We start from the raw sequence: 5,945 nt of genomic DNA on the forward strand, positions 1-5,945 counted from the left end.
GGCTCGCGGGCGCTCGGCGCGACCGCTGTGCGGGGGCGGGACGGCGGCTCCCGGGACGGCGGAGAGACCCCGCCCGGGATGGGCGGGGGCTCTCGATGACTCGCGTGGATCGGGCCGGACGGGCCGGACGGGCCGGACGGGCCGGACGGGTCGGACGGGTCAGACGGCGGCGGGCTCCGGAGCGGGCTCCGGGGCGGTGGCGGGGGCGGCGGCCGGGAGGTGCCGCATCAGGCGGTAGGCCAGGACGGCGGCGCCCAGGGCGAAGACCAGGCCGACCACGGCCGCGACGTGCAGGCCGTCGGTGAAGGCGGTGCGGGTGGTCTCCAGCAGGTCGGCGCCGAGTCGGCCGGGCAGGTGGGCGGCGACGGTGACCGCTCCGCCGAGGGTGTCCTGGGCGGTCCGGGCGGCCTCGCCGTCGACCCCGGCCGGGAGGGCGCCGTCCAGCCGATGCCGGTAGACCGCGGCGCCGGCCGCGCCGAGCAGGGCGATGCCGAGCGAGCTGCCGAGCTCGACGGCGGTCTCGGAGGTGGCGGAGGCGGCGCCGGCCTGCTCGACCGGGGCGGCGGAGACGACCATCTCGGCGGTCATCGTCATGGTGCCGACCGTCCCGGCGGCCAGCACGCCGGCCGCGGTGAGGATGAGCGCCAGCGGGGAGTGCGGGCCGACCAGGGTCATCATCGCGAAGCCCGCCGAGCCGACCAGGAAGCCGCCGCCCATCAGCACCGCCGGGCGGACCTTCCCGGCCAGCGCCGAGCTGGTCCCGACCGCGGCGCCGACGCCCACGCTCGGCACCAGCGACCAGAGCGAGGCGGTCAGCGGGCTCATGCCCTTGACCAGCTGGAGGTACTGCGAAGTGAAGAGGGAGAAGCCCATCATCGCGAACATCGCGATGCTGTTGACGCTGATCGCGCCGCTGAAGGTGCGGATCCGGAACAGGCTCAGGTCGAGCAGCGGGTTCGCGGCGGTGCGCTGGCGCCGCACGAAGGCACCGGCCAGCAGCAGTCCGGCGGGGACGGCCAGCCCGGGCAGCGGGCTCCAGCCCTCGACGGCGATCGTCTTGACGCCGTAGACCAGCGGCAGGATCGCGGTCAGCGAGAGCACGGCGCCGAGCAGGTCGAAGCGGCCGGTGCGGCCGGTGGAGCGGTACTCGGGGAGCAGGACGGGCGCGGCCAGCAGCACCAGGGCCATCACCGGGACGGCGAGCAGGAAGGCCGAGCCCCACCAGAAGTGCTCCAGCAGGAGCCCGCCGGCGACCGGGCCGAGGGTGGCCCCGGCGGTCAGGATGCCGCCCCAGGCGCCGAGCGCGATCTGCCGCTGCTTGGGGTCGTGGAACATGTTGCGGATCAGCGCGAGGGTCGAGGGCATCACGGTGGCCCCGGCGGCGCCGAGCAGCGCACGCGCCGCGATCAGCTGGTTGGCGTCGTGCGACCAGGCGGCCAGCAGCGAGGCGCCCGCGAAGCCGGCGGCGCCGATCATCAGCAGTCGGCGGCGGCCGATCCGGTCGCCCAGCGCGCCCATCGTGATGAGCAGTCCGGCCAGCAGGAACGAGTACATGTCCATGATCCACAGCTGCTGGGTGCCGCTCGGCGCCAGCGTGGTGGAGATGTACGGGACGGCGAAGAAGAGCACGCCCATGTCCATGGTGAGGACGAGGGTCGGGAGCAGGAGGACGGCCAGGCCGATCCATTCGCGACGGCCTGCGCGGCCGGTGGTTGCGGTCATGGGGAAGACCGTACGGATGACTCAGACGCTTGTCTAGTACGTATGTACAAGTCGCTCGTGCAAGACGGACGATCGAGTGAGACGGACGATCGAGTGAGACGGACGATCGAGTGAGACGAATGTGCGAGACATTCGTCCATGGCTTCCGTAGGATCGGGGCATGGGAAACCGCGAAGACCTGATGGGCGGCGCCAAGCGCTGCCTGTACGAGAAGGGCTACGGCCGCACCACCGCCCGCGACATCGCGACCGCCTCCGGCGTCAGCCTGGCCGCGATCGGCTATCACTTCGGCTCGAAGGAGGCGCTGCTCAACGCGGCGATGATCGAGGCGATCGGGGAGATGGGGGAGGCCCTGGGCGCGGTGGTGATCGCCGCCAACCAGGTGTCGGACGACCCGGAGGTGCGCTTCGCGGCCGTCTGGGACGGCCTGCGGGACGTCTTCGTCGAGCACCGCGGGCTCTGGGCGGCCCAGTTCGAGGCGCTCGCCCAGGCGGGGCACGCCCCCGACCTGGCGGACGCCTTCGCGGCGGCGCAGAAGGAGGGCCGGCTCGGACTGGCCGCGGTGTTCCAGGGGCTGCCCGAGGTGCCGGACACCGCGGAGGAGGTCGCCCGCGGATCCTTCTACCAGACGCTGCTGGCCGGCTACTGTGCCCAGTGGCTGGCCGCGCCCGAGCTCGCGCCCAGCGGGCAGGACTTCCTGCGGGGACTGCGGCTGGTCAGTGACAGCGTGTTCGCCCCCGTGGAGCACTGACCCGCTACTGAGCTCTCGCCCGCTGAGGAGTCCGCGCCCGCTGCGGAGCCCTCTCCCGCTACGCGGTGACGGCGGTCAGCAGCACCACCGAGTCGACGTGCGCCAGCAGCCCGTGCCGCTCCTGCGGGACGGGCTCCAGGTGGCCGGCCGACAGTTCCAGCCGCCGGCCGGCGATGGTCAGCGAGACCCGGCCGCGCAGCACCTGGACGCTGCCCGCGGCGGGCGGGTTGTGCTCGTCCAGCGTGGTGCCCGCGGTCAGCGCGATCACGGTCTGCCGCAGGATCCCGTCGTGCAGGACCAGGTGGGCGCTGCGCCCGTGCGGGCTCTCCGCCGCCCGGGCGGCGTGCTCCACGGCGAGCTGTTCGAGATCGGGCACCGCGCCTCCTCCTGGCTCCGGGCGCACTTCGTGAGCCCAGGGTCGCGGACGCCCGGGTACCCCGCACCCGGAGGTGCCGCGGCCGGGCGGTCCGAGGTGCAGGCTCCGCCGACTGCCCGCATCGTGGAGGCATGGCGACCAACGACAGAGTCATTTCCGGGTTCCAGGTCAACCGCCCGCTGCTCACCGGCGGCGTGGCGCTCACCGCGATCGGCACCCTGCTCAGCGCGACCGGGACGGTGGTGGTGTGCGCCGCGCTGATCGCGGCCGGCCGCAGCTGGGTGCGCGGTCTGGACACTCCGCCGACCGAGCTCGCCCAGCGGGCCCTGCGGGGGGCGAAGGTGGCGTCCAACGCGGGCTGGGAGGCCTGGCGCACCGAGCACAGCTCACCCAACTGAGACCGGCCGCCGGGCCGGCGAACAGCGGGGCGGGCCGCCGCGGAACGACGGCCCGCCGTGCCGTCGGACCCGAACGGCCCTACAGGCCCAGCGACTTGGCGATGATGCTGCGCATGACCTCGCTGGTGCCGCCGTAGATCCGGAACACCCGGTTGTCGGTGTAGAGCCGGGCGATCGGGTACTCCAGGATGTAGCCGTAACCGCCGTGCAGCTGGAGGCACTTGTCGATCACCGTGGAGGCCGACTCGGTGCAGAACAGCTTCGCCGCGGCCGCGTCCGCGACGGTCAGCCCGCCGTGCTGGTACAGCTCCAGTGCCCGGTCCACCATCGACTGCTGCGCCACCACCTGGGCCTCGCAGTCGGCCAGGGTGAACTTGGTGTTCTGGAACTCGGCCACCGCCTTGCCGAACACCTTGCGGTCCTTGACGTACTGGACCGCGAACCGCACCGCCGCAGCGGCCGCCGCGTACGCGCCGACGGCGATCGCCAGCCGCTCCTGCACCAGGTTGTGGGTCAGGTAGGAGAAGGCCCTGCCCTCCTCGCCGAGCAGGTTCTCCACCGGCACCCGGACGTCGCTGAACGCCAGCTCGGCGGTGTCCGAGGTGCGCAGGCCGATCTTCTGGAGCTTGCGGCCGACGGTGTAGCCCGCGGAGGCGGTGTCCACGCAGAGGATGGACAGCCCGGCCCGGCGGTTCTCCGGGTCGTACGGGGCGGTGCGGCAGATTACCAGGACGAGATCGGCCAGCACGCCGCCGGTGATGAAGGTCTTGGCGCCGTTCAGGACGTAGTGGGTGCCGTCCTCGGAGAGCCGCGCGGTGGTGGAGATGCCCGCGAGGTCGGAGCCGGCGCCCGGCTCGGTCATCGCGATCGCGGTCATGATGTCGCCGGAGACGAAACCGGGGAGCCAGCGCCGCTTCTGCTCCTCGTTCGCGTACTCCAGCAGGTACGGCAGCACCAGGCCGGTGTGCACGCCGGAGGAGCCGAAGCTCACGCCCGCCCGGGCGGTCTCCTCGGCGATCACCGCCTGGTACTTGAATCCGCTCTCGCCCGCGCCGCCGTACTCCTCCGGCACCTCGATGCCGTAGACGCCGAGCTCGCCGAGCTGCCGGTAGAAGTCGCGCGGCGGGTGACCGTCGGTCTCCCAGCTCTCGTAGACCGGGACGACCTCGTTGGCGATGAAGTCCCGGATGGTCTCCCGGAAGGCCTCGTGGTCCTCGTTGAACACGGTGCGGCGCACGGCGGCGCTCCCTTCGACGGCGCCGGCCGGGGCTGCCGGCCGGGGCGGAACCTGCCTGGTGGTGGCTCCACAAGTTAATCCGGGGTAGCTTCGGCTGTCCAGAGTCGGCCGGGCGCGGAAAGCCGGTGGGGAGCGCGGTCGGCGGGGGTGCGAAGTGAATCCTTGCTAGCCTTCCGTCGACGCCGGTCACGGTCCCGTTCCAGAGGTCGGCGCCGTGCCGGACCGGTGCCGGGCCAGTGCCGGACCAGTGCCCGGCCGAAGGGGAGGGAGGCTCGCCATGGTGGTCCGACGGCCGCCCGGGCGGCGCGCCCAGATCCTGGCCGTGGCCGCCGACCGCTTCCACCGCAGCGGCTACCACCAGGTCTCGATGACCGAGGTCGCCGCCGGCGTCGGCATCACCGCGCCCGCGCTCTACCGGCACTTCCGCGGCAAGCCCGAACTGCTGGACCGGGTCGTCCGGTTGGGCCTGGACGCACTCGCCGAAGGCCTGCGCCCGGCCCGCACCACCGCCGACCTCGGCGCCGCGCTGGCCGCCGTCGCGGTCGGCCACCGCCCGCTCGGCACCCTGGTGCAGCGCGACGCCCGGCTGCTGCCGCCGGCCCGGCGGGCGGCGCTGCGCCGTGAACTGCGCGCCGACGTCGCCCTGATGGTCGCGGTGCTGCGCGTGGAACGGCCGGAACTCGCCGCCGGGGACGCCGAGTTGCTGTGCTGGTCGGCGCTCTCGGCCTGCGCCGGGCTGTCCTACCAGTCGGCGGCGCCGCAGCCCCGACGGGCCGAGGCGCTGCTGCGCGGGATGGTCGCGGCCGTCCTGGCGGTCCCCCTGGGCGGTACGGCCACGGGGCCCTGCGCCGGGCCGGTGCCGGTGGCGCCGGAGCCCGCCTCCGGGGCGGCGCCGGAGCCCAGGTCGCGGGCGCGCCGGGAGGAGCTGCTCGCGGCGGCCGTCCGGCTGTTCCACCAGCGCGGCTTCGACAACGTCAGCACCGACCAACTCGGCGCCGCCGTCGGCATATCCGGTCCCAGTGTGTACCGGCACTTCGACAGCAAGGCCGAGCTGCTCGCCGCCTCGCTGGTGCGCAGCCGCGAGCGGCTCTGGCACGAGGTGGACGGCGCGATCTCGGCCGCCGCCGGGCCCGGGGCGGCGCTGGAGGCCGGGCTGGGCGCGTACGTCGGCTTCGCGCTGCGCAACGGGGACTACCTGGGCGCCATGCTGAGCGAGACGGAGCGGCTGGCCCCGCCCGACCGCCGGGCCGCGGTGGACTTCCGGCGGGACTTCCTGCGCACCTGGGTCGGCCTGCTGCGGCAGGTGCACCCCGGGCTCGACCCGGCGGCCGCCCGGATCCGGGTGCACGCGCTGTTCGCGCTGGTCAACGACGGGGTGCGGAACCGCCCGCACAGCACCAGGCCGGATCTCGGGGACTGCCTGCTGCGGCTCGGCCGGGCGGCGCTGGGGACGTCCGGGGG

General features: G+C 74.0%; 6 protein-coding genes. 3 read left to right on the forward strand and 3 right to left on the reverse strand.

Annotated features, from left to right (window positions below; translation table 11 throughout):
• Positions 1-159: 159 nt before the first annotated feature.
• Positions 160-1,722 carry an MFS transporter gene (locus ACIQOV_RS23445; protein ID WP_401051375.1) on the reverse strand — a complete coding sequence of 521 codons (1,563 nt, stop codon included), beginning with the start codon at positions 1,720-1,722 and terminating at the stop codon, positions 160-162.
• 160 nt (positions 1,723-1,882) lie between these two features.
• Between ACIQOV_RS23445 and ACIQOV_RS23450 the strand changes: the two genes are divergently transcribed.
• Entirely contained in the window at positions 1,883-2,473 is a 591-nt protein-coding gene (locus ACIQOV_RS23450; RefSeq protein ID WP_401051378.1) for a TetR/AcrR family transcriptional regulator, read from the forward strand.
• A 58-nt stretch (positions 2,474-2,531) separates the two neighbouring features.
• Here the strand turns inward: ACIQOV_RS23450 and ACIQOV_RS23455 are convergent, their stop codons facing one another.
• Positions 2,532-2,849 carry a cupin gene (locus tag ACIQOV_RS23455; RefSeq protein WP_401051380.1) on the reverse strand — a complete coding sequence of 106 codons (318 nt, stop codon included), beginning with the start codon at positions 2,847-2,849 and terminating at the stop codon, positions 2,532-2,534.
• Positions 2,850-2,980: 131 nt separating this feature from the next.
• Between ACIQOV_RS23455 and ACIQOV_RS23460 the strand changes: the two genes are divergently transcribed.
• A complete protein-coding gene (locus ACIQOV_RS23460; protein WP_401051382.1) occupies positions 2,981-3,247 on the forward strand; it encodes a hypothetical protein in 267 nt (88 codons plus the stop codon).
• Positions 3,248-3,326: 79 nt separating this feature from the next.
• Here ACIQOV_RS23460 and ACIQOV_RS23465 read toward each other — a convergent pair whose 3' ends face one another.
• Positions 3,327-4,484, reverse strand: a complete 1,158-nt coding sequence (locus ACIQOV_RS23465) for an acyl-CoA dehydrogenase family protein (RefSeq protein ID WP_401051384.1) — start codon at positions 4,482-4,484, stop codon at positions 3,327-3,329.
• 277 nt (positions 4,485-4,761) lie between these two features.
• Here ACIQOV_RS23465 and ACIQOV_RS23470 point away from each other — a divergent pair.
• A partial coding sequence (locus ACIQOV_RS23470) for a TetR/AcrR family transcriptional regulator (RefSeq protein WP_401051386.1) occupies positions 4,762-5,945 on the forward strand: 1,184 nt, incomplete at its 3' end.

It is taken from the genome of Kitasatospora sp. NPDC091257, assembly GCF_044757675.1.
In the GTDB taxonomy this organism is placed as follows: domain Bacteria; phylum Actinomycetota; class Actinomycetes; order Streptomycetales; family Streptomycetaceae; genus Kitasatospora; species Kitasatospora lactacystinica.

Coding starts and splice junctions, on each gene's coding strand:
- ACIQOV_RS23445 (WP_401051375.1), bottom strand. CDS start 1,722: ATGACCGCAACCACCGGCCGCGCAGGCCGTCGCGAATGGATCGGCCTG.
- ACIQOV_RS23450 (WP_401051378.1), top strand. CDS start 1,883: ATGGGAAACCGCGAAGACCTGATGGGCGGCGCCAAGCGCTGCCTGTAC.
- ACIQOV_RS23460 (WP_401051382.1), top strand. CDS start 2,981: ATGGCGACCAACGACAGAGTCATTTCCGGGTTCCAGGTCAACCGCCCG.